Genomic DNA, 22,337 nt, shown 5'->3' with positions numbered 1-22,337 from the left:
CTCAGGCGAACATCTCGCCGAAGGTGGTGTGGAAGTGGTGGCGGTCGAAATCCACTGAGAGTTTGTCGATCGCCTTCATGAAGTCGTCGCTGTTGACGGCGTCGCGCTCCATCCTGATGGCGAACATCCCCGCCTCCATGCATATCGCCCGGAGGTCGGCGCCGTTCTTGCCCTCCGTCAGCCGCGAGACCTCCGAGAGGTTGACGTCCTCGCCAAGGCTCATGTGCAGGGTGTGGATCTTCAAGATCGCAAGCCTCCCCTGGTGGTCGGGGAGCGGGATCTCGATCATCCTATCAAACCGGCCCGGGCGGAGGAGGGCGCGGTCGAGGATATCGATCCGGTTCGTCGCCGCGACGATCTTGACGTCGCCCCGGTTTTCGAACCCGTCCATCTCCGCCAGGAGCTGCATCAGCGTCCGCTGGACTTCGCGGTCGCCGGAGGTGGTCGAGTCGTTCCGGTGCGCGCCGATCGCATCGATCTCATCGATGAAGATGATCGACGGCGCCTTCTGCTTCGCGAGGTCGAAGAGTTCCCGGACCAGGCGGGCGCCCTCGCCGATGTACTTCTGCACCAGTTCCGAACCGACCACGCGGAGGAAGTGCGCGTTCGTCTGGTGGGCCACCGCCCGCGCGAGGAGGGTCTTCCCCGTGCCGGGCGGGCCGTAGAGGAGAACACCCTTCGGCGGGGAGATGCCGACCTTCTCGAAGAGCTGCGGTTTAGTCAGGGGGAGCTCGACGGCTTCCCGGATCTCCTCGATCTGCGGTTCAAGGCCGCCGATGTTCTCGTAGGTCTCCTCCGGGGACTCCACCAGTTCCATACCGTAGATCTGCGCGTCGTAGCTCGTGGGGAGCACATCCACGATCGCGAGGGACTGCTGGTTGAGCGTACACCGCACACCCGGTTTGAGGAGATCGGGGTCGATGAGCTGGGACGTACGGACCAGGAATCGCGGCCCTGCACTGCTTCGCACAATCACCCGGCTGTTGTCGATAACGTCGGTAACGGTTCCGATCACGAGAGGAGGGCTTCTCAGCTGTTCGATCTCGCTCTTGAGTTTTCGGAGTTCCCGCTCGTAGCGGATCTTCTGGGTCTCAACGTATCGTTTCTCGGACTCCATCTGGCGGAACTGCTCGCGTAGCTCCAGGTTTCGGTTTTCGAGGTTCGTAATCCGTTCCAGGAGATACTGGTAGATGTCTTCACCGGTATCCTTGTCTGGTGCCTGCCGAGCGATATCTCCCATAGGTCTCCTCGATTAATTATATAGGTTAAAATGAATATAAAGTTGTTTGCGAGACTTATGCAGTGCGAACTATGCGGCGCTCCTATAGTGGGACCGTCGAAAACCATCCAGATCGAGGGTGCAGAACTCTGCGTCTGCGTTCGATGTGCGAAACACGGTACAGAAGTCCAGCAATCGCGACGAAGAGGTGCCCCGCAGAAGAAGCCGGGAGTCGCAGCCCCGCAGGCCGCCAGGAGGAGGCCACGGGACGTCTTTGACCTGATGGAAGGAGAACTCGTCGACGATTACGCCGACCGCATCCGCGCCGCCCGGGAAGAGAGGGAGTGGTCCACGCTCGACCTCGCACATGCGATCAAAGAGCGTGAGATCCTGATCAAGAAGATCGAGAAGGGCGACCTCATCCCCGAGGACGATGTCCGGAAGAAACTCGAGAAGGCACTCAATATCAGGCTTATCGACTCGGCCGAAGACACCGCCTCCGCGGGCGGACCCGGCCGGGTGACCATGACCGTCGGCGACGTCATATCGTTCAAGAAGAGCCGGAAATAAGGCAAATCACCATACTTTTTTCCGCCGGGCCATCTCCTGCCCGGGATTCTCCTCCCGCGTGCAAATCCGGCATATTTTTATACAAGGACACGTAACGGTATAGCCAATGCGTGGTGGATGTTTTTTCGCCGGTGACCGCTTTTATCTCGGTTAACGGAGTAACCGCCGCGTGCGCAGAAGCGATCTGCAAGTTTTCTACAGCCGATATCCGTAATGTTGGAGCGGCAGCGTTCTATCGCTATTTTACCTGGTTTATCCAGTTTTAACTACTCCCGGAAAGATTTCATCATCAAAATCCGGGGAGGACTATGGTTATGAGAGGAAAAGAGATTCGTCTGGAACGTATCATGGATCGGAACACCGGCAGGACCATCATCGTGCCGCTCGACCACGGGGTGACGCTCGGCCCTATCCCCGGGCTGGTCGACGTAGGGAGAACCATCGACCTGGTCGCCGAGGGCGGAGCGAACGCGGTCATCGGCCACGTGGGGCTTGCCCTGCACGGCCATAGGGGGCACGGGCGGGATGTCGGCCTCATCATGCATCTCTCGGCGAGCACCAGCATCGGACCCGACCCGAACGACAAGGTGCTCGTCAACACCGTCACGAACGCCTTAAAAATGGGCGCCGACGGCGTCTCGGTGCACATCAACGTCGGCGCCGACTCCGAGGCGCAGATGCTCGAAGACCTGGGCAGAGTCGCGGTCACGTGCATGGAGTGGGGGATGCCGCTCCTCGCGATGATGTACCCGCGGGGCAGGAAGGTCGCGGACGAGCACGACCTTGAGTGCGTCAAACTCTCCGCACGGGTGGCGGCGGAGCTCGGCGCCGATATCGTCAAGACCGTCTACACCGGGGATGCGGACTCGTTCCGCGAAGTAACGAGAGGATGCCCGGTGCCGGTCGTGGTCGCGGGCGGCTCGAAGACCGATGATCGGGCGATCCTCGACCTGGTCGAGGGCGCGATGGAGGGGGGTGCCGCCGGGATATCGATCGGGAGAAACGCCTTCCAGCACCCGGCGCCCGATCGCCTTATCCGTGCCGCCGCACTGATCATTCATGAAGGGCGGTCGGCAGAAGAAGCGGTTGAGATTCTGAAGACGTGATGGATATGATAGGAAAAGAGATCCGCCTTGAGCGGATAATGGACAGGAACACCGGCCGCGCCGTGGTCATCCCCATGGATCACGGGTTCACGATGGGCCAGATCGAAGGGCTCTGCAACATGACCGAGACGGTCAACGCGGTGAGCGAGGGCGGGGCGAACGCGATCGTCCTCCACAAGGGCATGGTGAAAGGCGGGCACCGGAAGCATGGAAAGGATATCGGGCTCATCGTCCACCTCTCCGCGAGCACCTCGATGAACCCGGACCCCAATGATAAGGTAATCGTCTGCACCGTGGAGGAGGCGGTCGCGCTCGGCGCCGACGCGGTCTCGATCCACATCAACCTCGGCGCGCCGAACGAATCGAGGATGCTCGAATCGGCGGGCGAAGTGGTGCGCGACTGCAACCGCTGGGGGATACCGCTCCTGATCATGATCTACCCCCGCGGCAAGGGGATCGACCCCACCTCGCCGCAGTCGATCGGGCACTGCGTCCGGGTGGCGGAAGAGCTCGGGGCCGACCTCATCAAGACGAACTACACCGGGGATCCGGAGACGTTCCGCCGGATCACCGCCGCCTGCTCGGTGCCGGTGATGATCGCCGGCGGCGAGAAGAGCGGGGATGTGGAGACGCTCACGACCATCCGCGACGCCATCGATGCGGGCGCGGCAGGCGTCTGCATGGGAAGGAACGCTTTCCAGCGCGACGACCCCGCCCGGTTCATCGCTGCGATATCCCGGGTGGTGCACGAGGGCAAAAGCGCGGCCGAAGCCCTGGGGTCGGAGCGATGAAACTCTTCTGGGTCGATCTCCGGCCGTGGAGGAAGGATCTTGCGACGACCGCGCTCGAGAGCGGCGCCGACGCCCTGGTCGTCGAGGACGCAGAGCGCGTCCGGGAACTCGGCCGGGTGATGACCGTCGCAGACAATGGCGATCTCGTCCCCGGAAAAGACGTCTTCGAGATCGAGATCGTCGACAAGGAATCCGAAGAGGAGGCGCTCCGGCTCTCCCGGCGGGGCTACGTCATCGTCAGGACACAGGACTGGACGGTCATCCCGCTCGAGAACCTCGTCGCGCAGTCCGACCGGATCGTCGCCGCGGTCGGGAACACCGACGAGGCGAAGGTCGCCCTGACCGTCCTCGAACGCGGGACGGCGGGCATCCTTCTCTCGACCGACGATCCGGCGGAGGTTCGGCGGGTCGCGAAGACGATCGCCGGCGCCGGCGAAGCGGTTCCTCTCGTCCCGTTCGAGGTGACCCGGATCGTCCCCGTCGGGATGGGCGATAGGGTCTGCGTCGACACCTGCTCGATCCTCGCCGACGGGGAAGGGATGCTCGTCGGCAACACCTCATCGGCGTTCCTGATGGTGCATCCCGAGACCCTGGAGAACCCCTACGTAGCGCCGCGCCCGTTCCGGGTGAACGCCGGGGCGGTGCACGCCTACATCCTCCTCCCCGGCGGGAAGACCGCGTACCTTGCCGACCTCGCGGTGGGAGACAGGGTGCTCGTCGCGGAGCATACCGGCCCGACCCACGACGCGGTCGTCGGCAGGGTGAAGATCGAGCGCCGCCCGCTCCTCCTCGTCGAGGCGAAGGCCGGCGACGCGACAGTGAGCCTGGTTCTCCAGAACGCCGAGACGATCCGGCTCGTCCGGGAGGACGGGACGGCCGTATCGGTCGCCGCCCTCGCGGTCGGCGACAGGGTGCTCGGCAGCGTCGCGGAGGGCGGGCGGCACTTCGGCGTCGCCGTCAAAGAGACGATCCTGGAGAAGTGACGGGAATGCTTGCAGGCATCATCGGCGGTACAGGACAGATGGGGCGGTTCTTTGCCGGGGTCTTTGAGGCCGCCGGGTGGGAGACGATTGTCTCGGGGACTGCGACCTCCCTCACCAACCGCGCCGTCGCGGAGACAGCGGACCTCGTCATGGTCTCGGTTCCCATCCGCGCCACCGTCGGGGTGATCCGCGAGGTCGCGCCGCTCCTCTCGGAGGAGCAGGTCTTCTGCGACGTAACATCCCTCAAGGTCGAACCCGTCCGGGCGATGCTCGCCTCCCGTGCGGAGGTGATCGGGCTCCACCCGATGTTCGGGCCCGGCGCCGCGTCGCTCCGGGGGCAGACGATCGTCGCGACCCCGGCCCGGTGCAGCCCGGAGTCCCTTGAAGGACTCTTATCCGTCTTCCGCGACCAGGGGGCGGCGATCACCCTCTCGACACCGGAAGACCACGACCGGATGATGGCGGTGATCCAGGGGCTCACCCACTTCGGGACGCTCGCAAAGGCGGAGGCCATCCGCCGGACCGGCGCCGACGTCGCGGAGACCCTCCGGTTCACGAGCCCCGTCTACCGGATCGAGATGGGGTTCGTCGGGCGGCTTCTCGCCCAGGATGCGGGGCTCTACGGCGACATCCTGCAGATGAACCCGGCCGTCCCGGAAGTGCTTGCACAGTTCGAGGAGGCTGTCCGGACGCTCCGCGAGATCGTCGAGTCCGGGGACGCCGAACGGTTCCAGGACTTCTTTACCGCGAACGCCGGCCACTACGCCTCCTACCTCGCGGCCGCAACGGAAGAGACCGACGACCTCATCAGCCACGTGGTGAGCCGATGACCGTCGCAACACTCGGGCCGGCCGGGACGGTCAGCCACGAACTCGCGGCCAGGCTCTACGGCGACGATATCGAACTCCTGCCGACGATCCGCGCCATCATCAAACGCGTGGCTTCCGGCGGAGCGAAAGGGCTCGTCCCGATCGAGAACTCGGAGGCGGGCGGCGTCGGGGAGACCCTTCAGGGGCTGATGGAGTTCGATGTCTCGATCACCGGAGAGGCTTACATGCCCGTCCGGCACCACCTCGCGGCCCGGGGAGACCCCGCCCGCCTCTCGGTCATCTACGCCCACCCGCAGACGCACGAGCAGTGCTCCGTCCTCCTCGACAGCCTCGGGGTGGAGGTCGTGCACACGAGCAGCAATGCGGCGAGCGCGATGGCGATGCAGAGAGAGAGCCGCGCTGGCGCGGTCGTCTCGGAGACGGCGGCACGGATCTACGCCCTTCCGATTGCCGTCCGGGACGTCCAGAACAGCAGGGACAACACCACCCGGTTCGTCGAGATATCCGCTCTCCCCCATGAGATCGCGGGAGCCACGAAGTGCAGCCTCCTCGTCGATCCAGAACTCGACCGGGTCGGGCTCCTTGCCGATATCCTCGCGGTCTTCGCCCGGCGCGGGATCAACCTGACCCGGATCGAGTCGCGGCCGTCCCGCCGGGGCATGGGGAAGTACCTGTTCTTCATCGACATGGAGACCGCCGAAGGATGGCGGGAAGCAAAGGAGGAACTCAAAACCATGACCACCGTCAGGGAACTCGGGTGCTACGCCCGCCTGGAGATGCCGATATGATCGTCCGCGTCTCGCAGACCGGCCCGGTCGACGCGGCGTTTCCGGCGCCGCCCTCAAAGAGTTACACCCACCGGGCGCTGATCGCGGGAGCGCTCGGCTCGGGGAGAACGCGGATCGCACGGCCGCTCCGGGCGGCCGATACGGAACTGACCGCCCGGGGGCTTGAAGCCCTCGGGGTGCCGCTCGAGTGGCTGCCGGGGGAGATCGCCGTCGACGGCTGCGGCGGCACCTTCCCGGCGGCGGGAGAGGTGACGATCGACTGCGGGAACTCCGGGACGACGTTGCGGCTCCTCACCTCGGCGGCGCTCCTCTCGCAGCACCCGGTGGTGCTGACGGGGAGCCCGCGAATGCTCGAGCGGCCGGTCGGCCCCCTTGCCGGAGCGCTCCGGGCCCTCGGGGGTGACGTCGCGTTCGTCGGCGAACCGGGGTTTCCCCCCATCCGCATCTCCGGCAGGCTCCGGGGCGGGAGGACGGCGATCGACGGGAGCATCAGCAGCCAGTTCGTCTCGTCCATCCTGATGGCGGCGCCCTACGCGGAGGAGGACGTGGAACTCACCCTCCCGGCGGCCCCGGCCTCGCGGTCGTACCTCGACGTGACCGCGGACGTGATGCTCGGGTTCGGCGCGCATATCGAACGGCGGGGCTACGACTGGTTCCGGGTGCAGAGCGGTAGAGCCTACCGGGGGAGGGACTATCCTGTCGAGGGCGACTACTCCTCGGCGTCCTACCTCTTCGCGGTCGCGGCCGTCTGCGGCGGGAGGGTCACGGTCACGGGCCTGAACCCGGCATCCGTCCAGGGCGACCGACGGTTCCTCGAAGCCCTCGAAGCGATGGGGTGCCGGGTGACCTCCGGCACCGACGCGGTGACGGTGGAGCGGACAGGCGATCTCGAAGGCATCGAGATCGATATGTCCTCGTCCCCCGACACCGTCCAGACGCTCGCGGCGGTGGCGGCAACGGCAGGGTCGCCGACGACGATCACGGGGACGGCGCACCTGCAGTACAAGGAGAGCGACCGTGTGGGGGTGACGGCGGAGACCCTCCGGCGGATGGGTGCGCGGGTCGAGGTGACGGAGGACTCCCTCACGATCACGCCCGCGCCCCTCCACGGGGTGGCCGTCGACCCGCACGACGACCACCGGACGGCGATGGCGTTTGCCGTGCTCGGGCTCGCGGTCGGGGGGATGGCGATCCGTGACCCCGAATGCGTGGAGAAGTCCTTCCCCGGGTTCTGGGAGGCGCTTTACGGGGAGGGGCTGCTGTGAAGGTCGTCCTCATCGGCTTCCGGGGGACCGGGAAGACATCGGTCGGGCGGATCCTCGCGAGCCGCCTCGGGCTGCCGCTCCATGACACCGATGCGCTTATCGAGCAGCGGGCCGGGATGCCGATCCCGGAGCTATTCCGACAGCACGGGGAAGCGCACTTCCGTGCTCTCGAGCGTGAGGTTGTCGCGTCGCTCCGGGCAGCGGAGGGCGTGATCGGCACCGGCGGCGGGGCGGTCTGCGACCCGGCAAACGTCACCGACCTCCGGCGGCACGGCAGGGTCTTCCTCCTCACCGCCCCGCCCGGGATCATTCACGAGCGGATCGCCGGGAGCGACCGGCCGGGGCTGACCGCTCTCCCCCCGGAGGAGGAGGTGCGCACCCTCCTTCTCCGGAGAAAGGAGGCTTATCTCGGCGCGGCCGACATCTGCATCGATACCGGAAGGCGCACGCCGGACGAGGCTGCCGAGATCATTCTGGGGCAGATTCACGGGGAAAGCGTCCGTTCCCCCGATGAACGGCGCGAGCGGGACAACCTCCTCTCGAAGTTCGGACTCGAGACCGTCCGGGAGATGGTCGACCGGGATCCGGGTCTCATGGTCTGCGGCATCGCCGGGAACCCCTGTGCCCACAGCAGGAGCCCGCTCCTCTACAACCGGCTCTTTGCGCACTTCGGGATGAACTATCATTACACCCGCTTCGAGTGGCCGGATGCGGGAGTCATCATCCGCCTCGCGACCCTCCTTCCCCTGAAGGGCCTCTCCGTCACCATCCCGTTTAAGACCGACGTAATGCGCCATCTCGATGAGATTGACGATCACGCGGCGGCGATCGGGGCGGTGAACACCATTGTCTGGTGCGGCGGGAGGATGTACGGCCATAACACCGACTGGCTGGGCGTACAGATCCCGCTCGCCCACCGGCAGGGGGCACGGGCGGTTGTCCTCGGCGCCGGCGGTGCAGCGGCTGCGGCGGTCTACGCGCTCAGAACGCTTGATATGGACGTGACGGTGCTTGCCCGGCGGCCGGAGGCGGCGAGGACGCTCGCCGAACGGTTCAGGTGCCGGTGGGGGGCACTGGAAGAGTTCAAGGGGGGCGACGCCGATGTAGTGGTGCACACGACCCCGGTCGGGATGGAGCCCGACATCCGGAGCCTGCTCGCCCCCTGCGATCTCGAGCGGAAGACGACCGTCTTCGACCTCGTCTACACGCCGCCGGAGACGCCCCTCATCCGGGCGGCGCAAGAGGCCGGGTGCGAGACGATCCCCGGCACAGAGATGTTCGTCCACCAGGCGACGGAGCAGTTCCGGCTGATCACCGGGATCGCGGTCACGCCCGAACTGGTTCGGGAGATGCTTGCATGAATACGTTCGGAAGAAACTTCAGGTGCACGACGTTCGGCGAGAGCCACGGGCTGGCAGTGGGAGCGGTCGTCGACGGCTGCCCGCCGGGCATCCCCCTCACGGAGGCGGATATCCAGCCCTACCTCGACCGCAGACGGCCGGGGAAGAGCCCGCTCGAGTCCGGCCGGCAGGAGGCCGACCGGGTGGAGATCCTCTCGGGGATTTTTGAAGGAAAGACGACCGGCGCTCCGGTCGCACTTCTCGTCAGGAACCGGGACGTCCGGTCGGAGGACTACGACGCGATCCGGGACGTCTTCCGGCCGGGGCACGCCGACTACACCTGGCAGGCGAAGTACGGGCGCCGCGACCACCGCGGCGGCGGGAGGAGTTCGGGCCGGGAGACCCTTGCCCGGGTCGCGGCGGGGGCGGTGGCGATCCGCTGCCTTGCACCCTGCGGCATCGCGATCCACGGGAGCGTCATCGAGGTGCACGCCGCGACGGATCCGGCAGCGATGGAAGCGGAGATCCGTGCCGCCCGGGATGCGGGCGACTCCGTGGGCGGGATCGTCGAGGTGACGGCCACCGGGTGCCCGGCGGGGCTCGGCGACCCGGTATTCGGGAAACTCGACGCCGCCATCGCCGGGGCGATGATGGGGATCGGTGCGGTGAAGGGCGTCGAGCTCGGCGAGGGGTTCGGATCCGCCCGGCTCCTCGGGAGCGAGATGAACGACCCCATCACCGGAGCCGGGTTTGCAAGCAACCACGCGGGAGGCATCCTCGGCGGGATCAGCACCGGGCAGGAGATCGTCGTCCGGCTTGCTGTCAAACCGACGCCCTCGATACGCAAGGCGCAGCGGACCGTCGATATCGCCGGGAAGGAGCGGGAGATAACAGTCGAAGGGCGGCACGACCCCTGTATCGCGCCGCGGATCGTTCCGGTCGCGGAGTGCATGCTCGCGATGGTTCTCATGGATGCGATGCTCGAGCAGGGGAAGTATCGGGGGTTTGGTGCGACGGGCCATGGGGTCGGAGCTTGAGAAGACCGGAGGTCTTTGAGTGGGGGGGTAAGGCAGGAGCAGGGCAGTCCCTTTAGGGAAGGGTTTTAAGGCTCCTGCCTTGCGAGGTATCGCTATCCCTGTGGAACCGAGATTGCTAGACCAACGGATATCAAGTAAGGCCCGATGCGGTGGACCGTGGGGGTATCGCCATTGGGGGAGGGGCTGACGGGGAGGGGGGCGACCCCCCTCCCCTGTCTCCAACTTGCATAAACCGTGCTCGAACTCTTGTCTTTAGGCAGTTGCCGCCCACAAGTTGACAGTTGCAAACCCCCACCCCACCCGGCCTCCGGCCTCCTCCCCCGCCCCAGGGGGCGGGGGCAGTGCGTGGCGATACTCAATGGAAAGCCGTGGTCGGCGATGTGGTAAACAGTCCTTCGTTTTCACAGCGCGAGCTGGAACCTAGCGGCACTCGAACCTTCGTGTTCATAAATCCACTGTTTTGCCGGATGCAGTCTCTGGCTCCAAAAATCCCACCCCGGATCATGTCGAACCCCCCCCTCACTTCAGCAGATCCGCAAGCTGCCGCATCTCCCGTATGTGGTACTGCCCTTCGGCCGTCGGGGTGCCGGCATGGCAGAAGACGAACTCCGACCCGAAGAGGGGCAGGATTGCACGGGCGTAGCGGAACTCGGCGCCCATGATGCTCGTGCAGATCGGTTTCTGGGCCTGGTGGGTGAAGAGGACGAGTTCGAAGAGGTCTTCACGGGTCTTAGGGCGCACGACGATCTTCGGGATATCGCCGTATGACCGGAGCATCTCCTCGATCCTCCCGAGTTCCGGCGATGTGGGCATCTCGTTCGTGTGGAGCGACGCAAGGATCTGGACCCCCTGACTCTTGATGAACGGCGCGTGATCCCGGTAACGTGCTTCCACGTCCACGATATCGACGTACCGTGCTATCGGCCCGACGATCCGGGCCCAGAGATCCGCATCGCCGACAAACCGGCCCCCCTCGTCCCTGCTCCTGAGCGTGGCGATCAGCGGGATATCGGTCTTCTCCCGGATGGCACGAACCTGATCCAGCAGATCCCCCTCCATCCTGTCAAGCCTGATCTCGATGAACGTCGGGTTGTACTCCGCCACCTCGTCGATAGCGGCGGCATCCTCCACAGAGACGACGATCTTCATAGTTACCGGATGTATTCCCGCCCTATCACTTAAAAGTCTGCCTCCGGTCGCCCGGAGATCGGGAGGAGTTCCGGCCTGCCGTCACTTCCCCACCGTACCGTAGCGTTCCAGCATGGCAGCGACCGCCTCGTCGAAGACTTCCGGCAGCCGTTCCCGGAGCCCCCTGACACCGACCTCCGTGACGCCGCCGCCGGTCGCGACCCGCCCGACCAGATCGCCGGGGGTCTCGCCGGTCTCCCGGAGGTAGGCGGCCGTAGCCGCCGCCGTCTCCGTTGCGAGGCCAAGTGCCTGAACCGGCGTAAGACCGCTCGCACGGACTGTTGCGGCCGCAAATTCCTCGATGATGGCGGCGAGCAGCCCCGGCCCGCAGCTCGAGAGTATGGTGGCCGCCGGGAGTTCTTCCTCGCCGACGAGCATAACGTTCCCGATGGACGAGAAGAGCCCCTCCACCCGGCGAGCGTCGTGCATGCCCACCTGCCGCCCGTGGCAGATAAGCGTCGTCCCCCGCCCGACCGTGGAGGTGATCGTGGGAACGACCCGGGTGACCGAACCCGAAAACGTCCCCTCAAGCTCCGCGAGGCTGATGCCTGCGGCGAGCGAGACGATATGCTCGTCACCGTCCATCACGGGGACGATCTCGCGGAGGACTTCTTCTATCTCCTGCGGCCTGACGGCGAGGACGATCGTGCGGCACCGCCGGGCGAGTTCCCTGTTCGCTCTAGCGATGCCGATGCCCGGCCACGCTGCGGCGCATGCATCCCGGCTCTCCCGGCTCCTGGACGTAACCACGACCTCATCGATGCCGAGCACACCGGACGAGAGAAATCCGTTCACCAGCATGCCGCCCATGTGCCCGTAGCCGATAATTCCTGTGCAATCCATACAATAGCCCCTCTCCAGATCGTTCTCCTGCCCAAAAAGGATACCCGCTTCATCCGGGGTGGGTATATAGGCCGCCAGAGCGAACGGTACGGAACAGATGCCGCACGATCACCATAAGACGTCCGTGTTGCCGGAACTGCTTGCTCCGGCCGGGTCGCCGGAGGCCCTGGCCGCAGCGGTTGCCGCCGGTGCCGATGCCGTCTACCTTGCCGGCCGGCGGTTCGGAGCCAGGCACTACGCGGCGAACTTCTCCGACGAGGAACTCGAATCAGCCGTCGGTTACGCGCACCTCCACGGTGTCAGGGTCTACGTCACCGTAAACGTCCTCGTCCGGGACGCCGAACTCCCCGACGTCGCTCGCTACCTCCTCCACCTCTACGAGATCGGGGTCGACGCCGTCCTGGTGCAGGACCTCGGGGTGGCGGCGCTTGCCCGGGAGATCGTCCCGGACCTCATACTCCACGCCTCGACCCAGATGGCGATCCACAACCGGGAGGGCGTGGCGCGAGCGGCACGGGAGGGGTTCTCCCGCGCGGTGCTCGCCCGGGAGCTTACCCTATCCGAGATCGAGGATATCGCGGCCGATGCCGGAGCGCGGGGGATCGGGATCGAGGTCTTCGCTCACGGGGCGCTCTGCTACTGCTACTCGGGCCAGTGCCTCCTCTCCTCGGTCATCGGGGGACGGAGCGGGAACCGCGGGATGTGCGCCCAGCCCTGCCGGAAGCCCTATCGGCTCATGGCCGCCGGGACGGATGAGTACGGGCGCCCGAGGAACCTCCGTGCCGTGCCCGGAGATGACCGTTACCTGCTCTCGACCCGGGATCTCTCGGTATATCCCCGCCTCGACGTTCTTGCACGTGCGCCGGTGGCTTCGCTCAAGATAGAGGGGAGGATGCGCTCGGTGGAGTACGTTGCCACGGTGACGGCCATCTACCGGCGTGCTCTCGACGCGATCGCCGCCGGGGAAGACTGGTCGCCCTCGCGGGAGGATATGCGCGACCTTGCGCTTGCGTTCAACCGGGAGTTCACGGAGGGCTACATCCTCGGCGCCCGCGAGATCATGGCCCGCGACCGGCCCGGGAACCGGGGTCTCCCGCTCGGCACGGTCACCGGTTACGACTCGCGGAGGCGGGAGGCGACCGTGCGCCTTACGGGCGATCTCGTGCCGCGTTCCGGTGACGGGCTCGCCTTCTGCACCGACGACCCCGACCGCGACGCAGGAGCGGTCGTCCGCGGCACCCCCGCCGTCCGCTCCGGCACGGTGCGGCTCTCCGTCCCTGCACCCGTCGATCCCGGCGCCCGGGTCTTCCTGACGAAGAGCGCGGATCTCGAGGAGCGGACGAAGCGGATCCTGGAAAGGCCCCTGCAACCACTGCCGCTCGACGTGACGGTCGTCTGGGAGGATGGGACGCCCGACCTCGAGGCGGTCGTCGACCCGGACGGCGGCGAACCGCTCCGGGTGCGCTACCGCTCCGACCTCGTGATGGAGCCGGCACGGAGCCGGCCGCTCATCGAAGAGCAGATTGCGGAGCAGCTGACAAAGACCGGGGGGACGCCGTTTGCGATCCGGAACCTGACGCTCCGCTACCCCGGCGGGCTCTTCGCGCCGCTTGGCGAGTTGAACCGGGTCCGGCGAGCATTCCTGGAGAGAGTCGGGGAGGCGGTGCTCGCCGCACGGCGTCCCGGGGAGGATGCGGTGCATGCTGCGCGGGAACGGGCCGGGAAGGCCATCGCCGGGCTGGAGCGGCCGGCGGGATCGGGAAGAGAAGAACGGCTTCCGTCGGTCTCGGTCTACACCAGTACCCTCGAAGAGGCAGAGGCCGCCGTCCGGGGCGGCGCCCGCACCGTCTACCTGGAGGTCTCCGTTCCCGGCCTCCTCGAGGAGGCCGCCGCCGTCTGCCGGGAGGCAGGAGCGGATCTCGTCTGGAAATGGCCGTCGATCACCCGGCGCACCTTCCTCGACGCTGCAGCCCCACTCCTCCCGTCGCTCTACCATGCGGGCGTCCGCGGGGTGATGGTGAGCGGGACGGGCGCAGCGGACGCGGTGCGGCGGGCCGAACCCCGGATGGCGCTCTACGGCGCCGCCGGGCTGAACCTCTGGAACCACCGCGCCGCCGCGGAACTCGCGCCGCTCTTCCTGCGGTGTACGGCCTCCCCCGAACTCCCGGCCGACGACCTTGCCGGGCTTGCGGCCCTGGCCGGGGATACCCCCGAACTCGAGGTGCTGGTGCAGGGCAACGTCGAGGCGATGGTGACCGAGGACAGGCTCGCGGCGGCAGTCACCGGAAAAGAGCCCGGCGGCCGGTTCCTGGGCCTCCAGGACGGAAGAAACCGCGTCTTCCCGCTCCGGTGCGACAACGAGGGGCGGACGTATATCGCAAACGCCGTCGAGACCTCTCTCATCGATCGCCTCCCCCGGATCGCAGGGATGGGGATCGATGCCGTCGCCATCGACGCACGGGGACGGGGGGCCCGCTATGCCGGGGATATGGCCGGGATCTACCGGGCGGGGATCGACGCTGCAGGACGAGGAGACCCCGGCATGCTTTCCGCGCTCAAGGACGAGGTGAAACGGCGGGCACTCGGCGGCATCACCGGCGGGCACTTTGTCAGGGGGATAGAGGAGTGAGGCTGGTTACGAAGAGAACTTGTGCCGGAATCATCCGCGAGGAATCTAGGCACACAGTTTTTTTTAATCTCCAGAGAACGTGAAAAACTACTCGACTAAGCGGATCATGCCAAGCTGTTCTTTACACCATTCGCACTCGGAACTGGATAACCCTGTTTCCGGAGAATCAATCAAATTCAACCAGTTTAAACGAATTTCTTCATATTGTTCCATAAGGTGCGTGTGATCAATCTCACCTTTAATTCGTGCATATACATTTCCATCCGACTTCTTCACCAGGCCAGCGATCTCATTTCTTCCAAGAAAGAAGCCGATTAATGTCCTCATCTGCTCGGATATCTCTTTTATCTGATGAAATTTCGGCGCAACTGTTTCTACTGAGATAGAATCTTGGTTAAACCTTATATACACAGCCCGATCCATACGACTCCCTTACGTCATGTACAGATAAGCATTTTCTTTCTAGATGGAACTATTTTACAGGGTTCCTCCCAGAAAGGTCTGCAAAACTTTGTTTTATCGTGATCGGAACGCAGTATGAAGTTTTTTCCCACTTGATCTGTAGTAGAAGCCAGAATGTAGAACGGATCTTATCCCGGTATCGCCATGTGGGGAGGGGCTGACGGGGAGGGGGGAGCATCCCTCTCCCCTGTCTCACCACTAAGGGATTCCTGTAACCCCCACTCCACCCGGCCTCCGGCCTCCTCCCCCGCCCCGGGGGGCGGGGGCAGTGCGTGGCGATAGCCGACAGAACTCCGTAATCGGGAGGTCTGTGAACACAATCTTACAGTTCCAACTTAGCTACAGTTTTTATGCGAACTATCTGTATTGAAAGAGGAAGTTTGGGAATATTCTCATCAACATCTATCGGTTCTTCCATGTCATATCGCCAGTTCCTTTGATGTGGAAATCCGGTACCTTCCGCTTCCACCATGCGCGAACCGATAACAGCGCAACGAAAACCATGATCATTGCTATGACAGCAATCCAGAAATGGAACTCATTGAGATGGGTATGCATACGGAAGGAAGGATCAAAGAGCGCGATTCTAAAGAGAACAAGCGAGGCAAAGAGGTACAGACCAGCTGAAGCAATGGGGTGGTGCGCTGAGAACCGTTCGAACTTTCTGTAAATTTTTGAGAGCGTCGAGCGACTCGGTTTCCGTTTTTTGCTATGGTGGTGATGATGATGAGACTTTTTTCCCATATGAAAAACGCTTATCGCATGGGGAGTTTAATCTAACGATTTAACACCGTGAGCGAGATCGTGCGTAGGTATTATCACCCCCGTGATGAATTACACAAATGTCTTTCGAATGCTTGTAAAGGAAATATAGTATGTATCTACTTGTTATGAGGTTATGAATATGGATTCCCCGTTCATTCTGGTCAATCTCAAGACCTATCAGGAGGGTATGGGCAGCAACGCTCACCGAATCGCCGCTGCGGCCGAGATCGTGGCAAAAGAGAGCGGAGCCGTCATCGGCATCGCGCCGGTCTTCACCGAGCTCCACCCGATGAGCCACCACTACGCGATCCCGGTCTACGCCCAGCACATCGATGCGATTACGCCCGGTGCCCATACCGGCCATATTCTTCCGGAAGCCGTCCGGTCGGCGGGCGCACGGGGCACCCTGATCAACCACTCCGAGCGCCGCCTCACCCTGGCCGATATCGACGCCTGCGTCGAGAGCGCCCGGAGGCTCCACCTCGAGACGGTCGTCTGCACCAACAACGACGCGACGAGCGCCGCCGCCGCAGCCCTCCGGCCCGACTACGTGGCAATCGAGCCACCGGAACTGATCGGGAGCGGCGTCTCGGTCTCGAAGGCCGACCCGGGGATCATCGAGCGGTCGGTCAACGCCGTCCGGGCGGTGAACCCGGACGTGAAAGTCCTGACCGGGGCGGGCATCCAGTCGGGCGAGTGCGTGAAGATCGCCGTCGACCTCGGGACATGCGGCGTTCTCCTCGCCTCAAGCGTGGTCAAGGCCGAGGATCCCGAAGCGGTTCTCCGGGACCTGGTCTCGCTGCTCTAAAATCAGGTGATCAACGATATCAGGTCGTGCTTGGTGATCACGCCCTGCACCTTCCCCTTCTCGATAACGACGACCGCGTGGCTGTGGTGCAGGAGGTGAACGACCGTATCGATCGGCGCCGACGGGGGAACCGTCGGAAACCCGGGTTCCAGGTAGTCCCGCACCAGTTTCCGGTGCGTCTGGTGGAGCCCTCCTTCCTCCATGGCGTTCATGATCGCCGATTCGGATATGCACCCGACGGGAACCTCGTTATCGAGCACCGGCAGCTGGGAGATACCGTTTGTGCCCATGATCTCGACAGCGCGGCCGACGGAATCGTCCGGGCCGACGGAGAGTACGGGTGTGTGCATCACGTCTGCCGCCGTGATTGCCGAGTGCTCCGCTGCCCGCAGGACGTCCACGATCTTGGCGAGCGTGCTCACCCTCGGGTCAACGCTGCCCGCCTCGATACGCGCGACCATGGACTGGCTGATTCCAGCCATGCGGGCCACATCAGCCTGCTTTAAGCCCATTCGGAGCCTTTTTTCCCGCAGTTCCGCCGGGGTGGGAATCTCCATCTTATTACTAAAGGTAATTTTTACGTATATATTTGCCTGTGGGCACCGGAGAGGTTAATATACCCCCGGGGGCATGGGAGGGTATGGCTGTAACGGAGGAAGAACAGCAGGCCGTCCTTATGAAGGTCAGGGATATCCTCTCGACCTACTACACCCGGGACGCCGTCCGGAGCGAACTGGAGGTCATCGGCTTCGAAGTCAGGGCGGAGCACGGCGACGTCGTATCCATGGAGAACGCACCCGCCGAGATCTTCGTCCAGATCTCCATAAACGAGCGGGGCGACGTCTTCGATTCGCACGTCGTGACGTTTGAAGAGATTGACCTGAGACCGCGGGGCGGCTGAGGCTCTATAACGGTTTTATTGAAAAGAGCTCGCGATTGTGAAGAGTGGGAGGAGTAAGCCTCCTTCTGTTCGGTGCGGCATTCAGCTACGCGCCATACCTGGGCGGATACCAGACGATCCATATGCCCGATTCTGGCTTGCACCCGCAGGGATTCACCGTTTCATCGTTTCCCGCCGCTGCGTTCAACGAGTTGCGCGGAAACCCGCGCCGCTCGCCTCCTGACGGAGGCTCGATCGTTTCATCACTGACGGCGGGCCGTGTCGTTTCTGTGTCATTGCCGTGACTCTCGCCACCCGCACTTGCATGCGGCTGCGTGTCTGGCTGGTGGGAGGACTTTCCTCAGCGGCACAAGCATGTGCCACCGTCGGCCGCACTCTCCCTCTCCCCTATACTATTCATCGCGGGAGTATATACCCGTACGGGTGCTCCGCCCGGGTTCACCCGGATCTGCCGGAAATAGAACCATTTTGTGGGCATTTCCCGTTCAGCCGCGCACACCCTGGATGGAGATACGTTTTTATACCGGTTCCGGGGTCTTACCATTGGCGTTACCATGGGGGGAAACGAAGTTCATACACACCTGGAGCTAGCGGCAATCTTTGCGGCGTTCGTCGCGGTCACCACACTCTTCTCGCTCGTCTCGTACGGGGTGGGCGGCATGAACGGCGGCTCAACGCTTGACTCGAATATGTATCCTGTCTGCACTGCAGGCGAACCATGTCTTGAACCGGTCGGGGGGGTCACCGGCTCCTCGTCGGTTCCGGGGCCCTCCGGGGCCTTCGTCGATACCGTCGCCGTCCGCGTCGCCCATACCGGGGAAGGCGATCCGGTCGACCTTGCCCGGGCCACCGTGACGGTCATGGCAGGGAGTTACCTCGAGATCCTCGCCCCGTCCAAAGACCTCCTCCCGGAACCGGGGACATGGTCGGCGGCAACGCCCGGGGGCGGTAACCTCCTCGGTGCCGGGGAAGAGTGCATGATCCGCCTCTGCCTCGACCGGCCCATCCCCGCGGGCGAGACCCTGACCGTTCTGGTGCGCCCCGAGGGCAACGTGCCCTGTTCCGTCACCTCTTCTCTCGATGCTCCCGCTTCCTCTTCACCCGAGAAAGACTAAAAGTATTCAATATCATACAACCCATTTTGATGGAAATGCTGACCCCGGAAGAAGGCAGAACGGCAGTTCGACTGGCACGGAGCGCCGTCGAGAACGCCGTCGACGGCAAACGGATGGTGCAGCCCGATCTCCCGGAGATTTTTGGGGAGAAGCGCGGCGTCTTCGTCACGATAAAGCGGCAGGGGCACCTCCGAGGCTGTATCGGCCTCCCGTACCCGGTAAAACCGCTCGGCGACGCGATCGTCGAGGCGGCAGCATCGGCGGCCCTCGAGGATCCCCGGTTCCCGCCGGTATCGCGGTCGGAACTCGACGCCCTCGAACTCGAGGTGACGGTGCTCACGCTTCCCCTGACGCTCGACTGCCCGCCGGAGGAGCGCCTCGACCACGTCGAAGTCGGGAAGCACGGCCTGATCGTCAGCGGCCTCGGGAGAGGAGGTCTTCTCCTCCCGCAGGTCCCGACCGAGTACGGCTGGAGCAGCAGAGAGTTCCTCGACCAGACCTGCGCCAAGGCGGGGCTTCCGCCCGGGTGCTGGAAACGCGGCGATGTCGCCGTGCAGACGTTCGAGGGGCAGATATTCGAAGAAAAGGCGGTTTAATCCGAATGGCAATTACTTTTGAAGTTATACACAAAGATATCGCGGGAAGGGTCGGCAAACTCAGGGTGAACGATAAAACAGTCCGGACGCCCGCGCTCCTGCCCGTTGTCAATCCCCACCTCCCCCTGGTCACCCCCCGCGAGATGCGGGAGATGGGTGTCGAAGCGCTGATCACGAACGCCTACATCTTCAGGCGGAGCACCGAGTTCCACGACCGGGCGCTCGCGGAAGGGCTTCACGGCGTCCTCGACTTCGACGGCGTCATCATGACCGACTCGGGCTCGTTTCAGCTCTCCGTCTACGGGGAGGTCGAGGTGAGCAACCGGGACACGCTCGAGTTCCAGCAGGCGATAAAAAGCGACATCGTCGTCCCTCTGGACATCCCCACCCCGCCGGACGCAGGGCATGAGAGGGCGGCACGGGAACTCGCGGTCACGATGGAGCGGATCCGGGAGGCACAGACACTCTTCCCCGACGCGAACCTGGCAGCGCCGGTGCAGGGCGGCATCTTCACCGACCTCCGCGAGGAGGCGGGCCGGGCCGTCCGGGACCTCGACTTTGCCTTCGCACCCATCGGTGCCGTGGTGCCGCTGATGGAGAGTTACCGCTACAAGGAACTCGTGCAGGTCGTCCTTGCGGCGAAACGCGGCCTCTCCCCGGCGACCGCCATCCACCTCTTCGGCGCAGGCCACCCGTCGATGTTCGCCCTCGCCGTCGCGATGGGCTGCGACCTCTTCGACTCGGCCGCATACGCCCTCTTCGCCCGGGAAGGGCGCTACATCACCCCGCACGGGAGCCTTAAGATCGACGAACTCGCGGAACTCCCCTGCCCCTGCCGGGTCTGCCGTTCGATGACCGCCGACGAACTCCGGAAGTCCGACGACCGGGAGCGGCTGCTCGCCCTCCACAACCTGCACGTCACTCTTGCGGAGATCGCCCGCATCCGGCAGGCGATCCAGGACGGAACACTCTGGGAGCTCGTCGACGAGCGGTGCCGGAGCCACCCGCGCCTGCTCGACGGCTACCGGGAACTCCTCGCCCACGTTGCGGAACTCGAACGCGACGATCCCGTCTCCAAACGCCGGTTCTTCTACCGGGGCTCGGAGACCTGCCGGAGAACCGAGGTGCTCCGGTTCCACGAGGTCATCCCGAGAATCCCCGTCGGCGAGCGGGTGCTCGTCTCGTTCGACGGGCAGGGAGCGTCCGGGTTCGACACCCTCCTGAACTTCAAACCGCCCTTCGGGCCCTACCCGGTGGAACTCGCCGAGACCTTCCCGGTAGGCCAGAGCGAGGTTCCGGAGTGGGACGACGATATGGTCAGGTCGGGTTGCGCAGGCATCCGGGCGCTGATGGAGGCACACCCGGAGAGCCGGTTTGCCGTCCGGTGCGGCGAGGAGTGGGCGCGTCTCGTCCTCGAAGAGGTTCCGGATGCGGAGGTGTTCCATGAGCAGGTATGAGGCGGTAAAGCGCGACGGCCTTGCCCGGATAGGAACCTACGAGCACGAAGAGGCGAGCGTATCCCTTCCCGCCGCCCTCGATACGGATGCCCTCTTCCCCACGCTCCGCGACCGGGCTCTCTCGAATGTCCCGCTCGCCATCGACCCGGCGTTCGTGGAGAACTACTTCAGCCCCGGCGAGGGGCAGCCGGTGACCGTCCACCCGCTCGCCGCCTCGGCGGAGTCCGGCGACTGCATCATGGTCGCGAACTGGCATACGGCGGAGAAGAACCCCAGGAATTACGTGGGATGGCTTGCTGCCATGAAAGAGAAGATCCTGCCGGACACCGCATGGTACGCCCCGGCCGCGGCGCTCCCCTCGACCGCCTGCCTCCTCGTCTACTCAGGTTTCGACCTCTTCGACTACCGGGCAGTCGATCTCGCCTCCGCGCAGAAGAAGTTCTGCCTCTCCGAAGGCGAGTTCCCCGCCTCGCTGATGGAGACCGGGGTCTGCGGGTGCGAGGGCTGCCGGGAGGGCGACCTTCTCAGGCATAACCGTCTCGCGCTCGACCGCGAGCTTGCCCTCGTACGGCACTACGTCGAGGCCGGCAGGCTCCGGGAACTGATGGAGGCCCGGTGCCGCACGGATGCCGCACAGGTCGGCATCCTCCGGTTCCTCGACCGCAACTACGCATTCATGGAGCGCTCACTCCCGGTGGCGCGGGCGATCCCGATGCGGGCCAACACCGCCGAGTCGCAGAACCGCTCAGAAGTCCGGCGGTTCGCCGACCGGGTGATCGAGCGGTTCGTCCCGACCCGGACGGACGTCGCGGTCCTCCTCCCCTGCTCGGCGAGGAAGCCCTACTCGCTCTCACGGAGCCACCGGCTTTTTGTGAACACCGTGAACCGGCGGGCGCACGAACTGATCGTCACCTCGCCCCTCGGCCTCGTGCCGAGAGAACTCGAGCGGGTCTACCCGGCGGCGCACTACGACGTGCCGGTGACCGGCTACTGGGACCGCGAGGAGTGCGCCTTCATCGCCGATATCCTCACCCGCTACTTCGCTGCGCATCCCTACCGGCGGGTGATCGCCCACCTCGAAGGCGGGGCGCTCACGGTTGCGGAGATGGCGGCGGAAGCCTGCGGGATCGACCTCGAGGTGACCTGCAAGGGGCACCCGACGGCGCCGGGCTCGCTTAGAGCGCTCGATGCCGCCCTCGAAGGCGAGCGGCGGATACAGACCGACACCATCCGCGGCACGGTCTCCTGGCAGTTCGCGACCGACATCAACACAAAGGGTCTCCAGCTCCGGGGAAGGAGCATGCAGATGGCGGTGCTCCGCGGCAAGCAGCAGCTCTTCAGCATCGACGCGGGAACCGGGCTCTTCCGCCCGACGTTCGAGGGCTGGGACCTGATCCCGGAGGGCTACCGGGTCAGGATCGATTCGTTCGTGCCGCAGGGCGACGTCCTCGCCCCGGGGATCACGGCATGCGACCCCCGGATACGGGAAGGCGACGAGGTGCTGGTCGAAGGCCCGCTCGCGATCGCCACCGGCCGGGCGACGATGGGCGCGGACGAGATGCTCCGGTCGAAGCGCGGGGTCGCGGTCAGGGTAAGGAAGACGCAGAAGTTTTAGGAGGAAGAGCGACCGGGGGCTTTTGTCCC

The 22,337-nt window shown here is 64.7% G+C and carries 21 protein-coding genes and 1 other RNA gene; 16 read left to right on the top strand and 6 right to left on the bottom strand.

The annotated features are described in order from the left end of the window. Nucleotide 1: 1 nt before the first annotated feature. Nucleotides 2-1,240 carry a proteasome-activating nucleotidase gene (locus MCUHO_RS03755; RefSeq protein ID WP_067073530.1) on the bottom strand — a complete coding sequence of 413 codons (1,239 nt, stop codon included), beginning with the start codon at nt 1,238-1,240 and terminating at the stop codon, nt 2-4. Nucleotides 1,241-1,297: 57 nt separating this feature from the next. Here MCUHO_RS03755 and MCUHO_RS03750 point away from each other — a divergent pair, with 57 nt between their 5' ends. From MCUHO_RS03750 to aroC, 9 genes are all read left to right on the top strand, one after another. Continuing rightward, nucleotides 1,298-1,789, top strand: a complete 492-nt coding sequence (locus MCUHO_RS03750; protein WP_067073528.1) for a multiprotein bridging factor aMBF1 — start codon at nt 1,298-1,300, stop codon at nt 1,787-1,789. A 314-nt stretch (nt 1,790-2,103) separates the two neighbouring features. After that, the gene (locus MCUHO_RS03745; RefSeq protein WP_067074473.1) at nt 2,104-2,895 is read left to right on the top strand and encodes a 2-amino-3,7-dideoxy-D-threo-hept-6-ulosonate synthase; all 792 of its coding nucleotides are present in this window, start codon (nt 2,104-2,106) and stop codon (nt 2,893-2,895) included. Between the two features lie 5 nt (nt 2,896-2,900). Next, nucleotides 2,901-3,686 (top strand): 2-amino-3,7-dideoxy-D-threo-hept-6-ulosonate synthase, encoded by a 786-nt coding sequence (locus tag MCUHO_RS03740; protein ID WP_067074469.1) that lies wholly within the window; start codon nt 2,901-2,903, stop codon nt 3,684-3,686. Then, complete coding sequence (locus MCUHO_RS03735) at nt 3,683-4,669, top strand: 3-dehydroquinate synthase II (RefSeq protein WP_067073520.1); 987 nt, start codon at nt 3,683-3,685, stop codon at nt 4,667-4,669. Before MCUHO_RS03740 ends, MCUHO_RS03735 begins: the two co-directional genes overlap by 4 nt. Before the next feature lie 5 nt (nt 4,670-4,674). Further along, complete coding sequence (locus MCUHO_RS03730; protein ID WP_067073518.1) at nt 4,675-5,499, top strand: prephenate dehydrogenase/arogenate dehydrogenase family protein; 825 nt, start codon at nt 4,675-4,677, stop codon at nt 5,497-5,499. Beyond that, on the top strand, nt 5,496-6,287 hold the full coding sequence (locus tag MCUHO_RS03725; protein ID WP_067073516.1) for a prephenate dehydratase: 792 nt from the start codon (nt 5,496-5,498) through the stop codon (nt 6,285-6,287). The genes MCUHO_RS03730 and MCUHO_RS03725 overlap by 4 nt, the downstream gene beginning before the upstream one ends. Then, nucleotides 6,284-7,552, top strand: coding sequence for a 3-phosphoshikimate 1-carboxyvinyltransferase (gene aroA / locus MCUHO_RS03720; RefSeq protein WP_067073514.1), 1,269 nt, complete (start codon nt 6,284-6,286; stop codon nt 7,550-7,552). The genes MCUHO_RS03725 and aroA overlap by 4 nt, the downstream gene beginning before the upstream one ends. Further along, the gene (gene aroE / locus MCUHO_RS03715; RefSeq protein ID WP_084385909.1) at nt 7,549-8,913 is read left to right on the top strand and encodes a shikimate dehydrogenase; all 1,365 of its coding nucleotides are present in this window, start codon (nt 7,549-7,551) and stop codon (nt 8,911-8,913) included. The genes aroA and aroE overlap by 4 nt, the downstream gene beginning before the upstream one ends. After that, nucleotides 8,910-9,929 (top strand): chorismate synthase, encoded by a 1,020-nt coding sequence (gene aroC / locus MCUHO_RS03710; protein ID WP_067073505.1) that lies wholly within the window; start codon nt 8,910-8,912, stop codon nt 9,927-9,929. The genes aroE and aroC overlap by 4 nt, the downstream gene beginning before the upstream one ends. A 519-nt stretch (nt 9,930-10,448) precedes the next feature. Here the strand turns inward: aroC and MCUHO_RS03705 are convergent. Both MCUHO_RS03705 and MCUHO_RS03700 read right to left on the bottom strand, forming a co-directional pair. After that, nucleotides 10,449-11,078: a type I 3-dehydroquinate dehydratase gene (locus MCUHO_RS03705; protein WP_067073502.1), complete on the bottom strand. Its 630-nt coding sequence runs from the start codon at nt 11,076-11,078 to the stop codon at nt 10,449-10,451. An 81-nt stretch (nt 11,079-11,159) separates the two neighbouring features. Beyond that, nucleotides 11,160-11,960, bottom strand: coding sequence for a pyrroline-5-carboxylate reductase family protein (locus tag MCUHO_RS03700; RefSeq protein ID WP_067073500.1), 801 nt, complete (start codon nt 11,958-11,960; stop codon nt 11,160-11,162). 97 nt (nt 11,961-12,057) lie between these two features. On the opposite strand from MCUHO_RS03700, the gene MCUHO_RS03695 reads away from it, so the two are divergent. After that, the gene (locus MCUHO_RS03695; protein ID WP_067073498.1) at nt 12,058-14,589 is read left to right on the top strand and encodes a DUF3656 domain-containing U32 family peptidase; all 2,532 of its coding nucleotides are present in this window, start codon (nt 12,058-12,060) and stop codon (nt 14,587-14,589) included. Between the two features lie 87 nt (nt 14,590-14,676). Here MCUHO_RS03695 and MCUHO_RS03690 read toward each other — a convergent pair whose 3' ends face one another. Further along, entirely contained in the window at nt 14,677-15,012 is a 336-nt protein-coding gene (locus MCUHO_RS03690; protein ID WP_067073495.1) for a hypothetical protein, read from the bottom strand. Between the two features lie 943 nt (nt 15,013-15,955). On the opposite strand from MCUHO_RS03690, the gene tpiA reads away from it, so the two are divergent. Beyond that, nucleotides 15,956-16,624, top strand: a complete 669-nt coding sequence (tpiA, locus tag MCUHO_RS03685; protein ID WP_067074465.1) for a triose-phosphate isomerase — start codon at nt 15,956-15,958, stop codon at nt 16,622-16,624. 2 nt (nt 16,625-16,626) lie between these two features. Here the strand turns inward: tpiA and MCUHO_RS03680 are convergent, their stop codons facing one another. After that, nucleotides 16,627-17,181 (bottom strand): CBS domain-containing protein, encoded by a 555-nt coding sequence (locus MCUHO_RS03680; RefSeq protein ID WP_067073493.1) that lies wholly within the window; start codon nt 17,179-17,181, stop codon nt 16,627-16,629. An 83-nt stretch (nt 17,182-17,264) separates the two neighbouring features. On the opposite strand from MCUHO_RS03680, the gene MCUHO_RS03675 reads away from it, so the two are divergent. Next, nucleotides 17,265-17,525 carry a hypothetical protein gene (locus MCUHO_RS03675; RefSeq protein ID WP_067073490.1) on the top strand — a complete coding sequence of 87 codons (261 nt, stop codon included), beginning with the start codon at nt 17,265-17,267 and terminating at the stop codon, nt 17,523-17,525. Between the two features lie 42 nt (nt 17,526-17,567). Here MCUHO_RS03675 and rnpB read toward each other — a convergent pair. Continuing rightward, nucleotides 17,568-17,910: RNase P RNA component (gene rnpB / locus MCUHO_RS03670), an RNA gene on the bottom strand. 169 nt (nt 17,911-18,079) lie between these two features. On the opposite strand from rnpB, the gene MCUHO_RS03665 reads away from it, so the two are divergent. From MCUHO_RS03665 to arcS, 4 genes are read left to right on the top strand one after another with little or no spacing between them, the layout of a single operon-like run. Next, nucleotides 18,080-18,640 carry a hypothetical protein gene (locus MCUHO_RS03665; RefSeq protein WP_067073487.1) on the top strand — a complete coding sequence of 187 codons (561 nt, stop codon included), beginning with the start codon at nt 18,080-18,082 and terminating at the stop codon, nt 18,638-18,640. A gap of 29 nt (nt 18,641-18,669) precedes the next feature. After that, on the top strand, nt 18,670-19,236 hold the full coding sequence (locus MCUHO_RS03660; protein WP_067073485.1) for a TIGR00296 family protein: 567 nt from the start codon (nt 18,670-18,672) through the stop codon (nt 19,234-19,236). A 5-nt stretch (nt 19,237-19,241) separates the two neighbouring features. Beyond that, nucleotides 19,242-20,693: a tRNA guanosine(15) transglycosylase TgtA gene (gene tgtA, locus MCUHO_RS03655; RefSeq protein ID WP_067073483.1), complete on the top strand. Its 1,452-nt coding sequence runs from the start codon at nt 19,242-19,244 to the stop codon at nt 20,691-20,693. Beyond that, nucleotides 20,680-22,308 carry an archaeosine synthase subunit alpha gene (gene arcS / locus MCUHO_RS03650; protein WP_067073481.1) on the top strand — a complete coding sequence of 543 codons (1,629 nt, stop codon included), beginning with the start codon at nt 20,680-20,682 and terminating at the stop codon, nt 22,306-22,308. Before tgtA ends, arcS begins: the two co-directional genes overlap by 14 nt. Nucleotides 22,309-22,337 lie beyond the last annotated feature (29 nt).

The organism is Methanoculleus horonobensis (assembly GCF_001602375.1).
GTDB classification, from domain to species: Archaea; Halobacteriota; Methanomicrobia; order Methanomicrobiales; family Methanoculleaceae; genus Methanoculleus; species Methanoculleus horonobensis.
Note: the sequence above shows the minus strand (reverse complement) of the source record. Positions and strands in the feature narration are given on the sequence as shown.

Bases quoted from the DNA above. Each gene is read 5' to 3' on its own strand.
- MCUHO_RS03750 (WP_067073528.1), top strand. From the start codon at position 1,298: ATGCAGTGCGAACTATGCGGCGCTCCTATAGTGGGACCGTCGAAAACC.
- tgtA (WP_067073483.1), top strand. From the start codon at position 19,242: ATGGCAATTACTTTTGAAGTTATACACAAAGATATCGCGGGAAGGGTC.
- MCUHO_RS03660 (WP_067073485.1), top strand. From the start codon at position 18,670: ATGGAAATGCTGACCCCGGAAGAAGGCAGAACGGCAGTTCGACTGGCA.
- MCUHO_RS03690 (WP_067073495.1), bottom strand. From the start codon at position 15,012: ATGGATCGGGCTGTGTATATAAGGTTTAACCAAGATTCTATCTCAGTA.
- arcS (WP_067073481.1), top strand. From the start codon at position 20,680: ATGAGCAGGTATGAGGCGGTAAAGCGCGACGGCCTTGCCCGGATAGGA.
- aroC (WP_067073505.1), top strand. From the start codon at position 8,910: ATGAATACGTTCGGAAGAAACTTCAGGTGCACGACGTTCGGCGAGAGC.
- MCUHO_RS03730 (WP_067073518.1), top strand. From the start codon at position 4,675: ATGCTTGCAGGCATCATCGGCGGTACAGGACAGATGGGGCGGTTCTTT.
- MCUHO_RS03705 (WP_067073502.1), bottom strand. From the start codon at position 11,078: ATGAAGATCGTCGTCTCTGTGGAGGATGCCGCCGCTATCGACGAGGTG.
- tpiA (WP_067074465.1), top strand. From the start codon at position 15,956: ATGGATTCCCCGTTCATTCTGGTCAATCTCAAGACCTATCAGGAGGGT.
- MCUHO_RS03755 (WP_067073530.1), bottom strand. From the start codon at position 1,240: ATGGGAGATATCGCTCGGCAGGCACCAGACAAGGATACCGGTGAAGAC.
- MCUHO_RS03725 (WP_067073516.1), top strand. From the start codon at position 5,496: ATGACCGTCGCAACACTCGGGCCGGCCGGGACGGTCAGCCACGAACTC.
- MCUHO_RS03680 (WP_067073493.1), bottom strand. From the start codon at position 17,181: ATGGAGATTCCCACCCCGGCGGAACTGCGGGAAAAAAGGCTCCGAATG.
- MCUHO_RS03740 (WP_067074469.1), top strand. From the start codon at position 2,901: ATGATAGGAAAAGAGATCCGCCTTGAGCGGATAATGGACAGGAACACC.
- MCUHO_RS03735 (WP_067073520.1), top strand. From the start codon at position 3,683: ATGAAACTCTTCTGGGTCGATCTCCGGCCGTGGAGGAAGGATCTTGCG.
- MCUHO_RS03665 (WP_067073487.1), top strand. From the start codon at position 18,080: ATGGGGGGAAACGAAGTTCATACACACCTGGAGCTAGCGGCAATCTTT.
- MCUHO_RS03675 (WP_067073490.1), top strand. From the start codon at position 17,265: ATGGCTGTAACGGAGGAAGAACAGCAGGCCGTCCTTATGAAGGTCAGG.
- MCUHO_RS03695 (WP_067073498.1), top strand. From the start codon at position 12,058: ATGCCGCACGATCACCATAAGACGTCCGTGTTGCCGGAACTGCTTGCT.
- MCUHO_RS03745 (WP_067074473.1), top strand. From the start codon at position 2,104: ATGAGAGGAAAAGAGATTCGTCTGGAACGTATCATGGATCGGAACACC.
- MCUHO_RS03700 (WP_067073500.1), bottom strand. From the start codon at position 11,960: ATGGATTGCACAGGAATTATCGGCTACGGGCACATGGGCGGCATGCTG.
- aroA (WP_067073514.1), top strand. From the start codon at position 6,284: ATGATCGTCCGCGTCTCGCAGACCGGCCCGGTCGACGCGGCGTTTCCG.